Here is a 1,258-nt window from a genome sequence, read left to right as displayed (position 1 = left end):
GGGCTAGCACTTCGTGGGCGCCGGGAGGGGCTTGCCCAGGGCGGACAGGGCCGTCGCCGCCTGTTGCGCCGGGTCCAGTGCCTGGAAGGTGGAGCCCAGGATGAGGTCGACGTCCGGCGTCGTCCGCGCGTCCGTCTTCTGGGCCGCGCCCTTCAGCTGCGTACCCAGGACGGAGAAGGCGCCCCGGGTCGCCCCGGGTGCCCCGAGCAGTATCCCGTTCCCGGTGACCTTCTTGTCGTACTCGGCCGGCGCGTTCCCCACCTTGCCGATGGCGAAGCCGCGCTTCTTCAGCTCGTCCGCCGTGTCCTTGGCCAGCCCGCCCCGCGGCGTCGCGTTGTAGACGTTCACCGTGATCTGGGCGGGCTTGGGCAGCGCGGCTGCGGCGGCTGCCGCGGCGGTGGACGCGGAGGGTGAGGGCGATGGACTCGGCGCGCAGTCGTGCTTCGCGCCGGCCGTCTTCTTCTTCGCGCCGTCCGACCCACCGAAGACGTCGATGAGCTGGATCGTCCCCCAGCCGATCAGCCCGAGGACCACGACGGCGGCGACGACCGCGAGCAGAAGCCGGCCGCGTCGGCGGGGGCGACGCATCCTCGGGTACTTGTCGCCCGTGATGCGGTACTTTCCGCCCATGCCGGGGGGAGTGAGCATGCTCATATGCGCAGCGTAGTGCGGCCCGGTGGCGATGCCTACTAAATGATCAATGGATCGCGTCCGTATGAGCGGTAAAGAGCCCGAAAGGATCAGTACGGACCGGCCCGTACGGAGTGTCGGGGCCCTCGGCGGGTGGCTGAGCCGCCCCTCGGTCCGCCCGTCGGTCCGCCCGTCAGTCCATTTCCAGGACGCGCGCGTGCAGCACCTGGCGCTGCTGGAGCGCCGCCCGGACCGCCCGGTGCAGCCCGTCCTCCAGGTACAGGTCGCCCTGCCACTTCACGACGTGCGCGAAGAGGTCGCCGTAGAACGTGGAGTCCTCCGCGAGCAGGGTCTCCAGGTCGAGCTGCCCCTTGGTGGTGACGAGCTGATCGAGCCGGACCGGGCGCGGCGCGACGTCCGCCCACTGCCGGGTGCTTTCCCGGCCGTGGTCGGGGTACGGCCGCCCGCTTCCGATGCGCTTGAAGATCACACGGAAAGCCTACCGGGCAAGCGGCTCCGGGCGCAGCCATGGTGCGTGAGTGCGATCCTGGGGCAATCGCCGCAATACCGACATAGGGGGCTCGCCATGACCGCCAGCGACGACGACACCGCCGCCTCCCCGGCCCCC

Annotated in this window: 2 protein-coding genes; both read right to left on the bottom strand. The window is 70.9% G+C overall.

Translation table 11 applies throughout. From position 1 onward, the window contains the following. Positions 1 to 3: 3 nt before the first annotated feature. Positions 4 to 654 (bottom strand): LytR C-terminal domain-containing protein, encoded by a 651-nt coding sequence (locus ACJA3G_RS37215; RefSeq protein WP_406557427.1) that lies wholly within the window; start codon positions 652 to 654, stop codon positions 4 to 6. A 169-nt stretch (positions 655 to 823) separates the two neighbouring features. Beyond that, positions 824 to 1,120: a type II toxin-antitoxin system VapB family antitoxin gene (locus tag ACJA3G_RS37210; protein WP_053725882.1), complete on the bottom strand. Its 297-nt coding sequence runs from the start codon at positions 1,118 to 1,120 to the stop codon at positions 824 to 826. Positions 1,121 to 1,258: the final 138 nt, after the last annotated feature.

This window comes from Streptomyces sp. YS-3 (genome assembly GCF_045257485.1).
Classification (GTDB): domain Bacteria; phylum Actinomycetota; class Actinomycetes; order Streptomycetales; family Streptomycetaceae; genus Streptomyces.
Note: the sequence above shows the minus strand (reverse complement) of the source record. Positions and strands in the feature narration are given on the sequence as shown.

Bases quoted from the DNA above. Each gene is read 5' to 3' on its own strand.
- ACJA3G_RS37215 (WP_406557427.1), bottom strand. From the start codon at position 654: ATGAGCATGCTCACTCCCCCCGGCATGGGCGGAAAGTACCGCATCACG.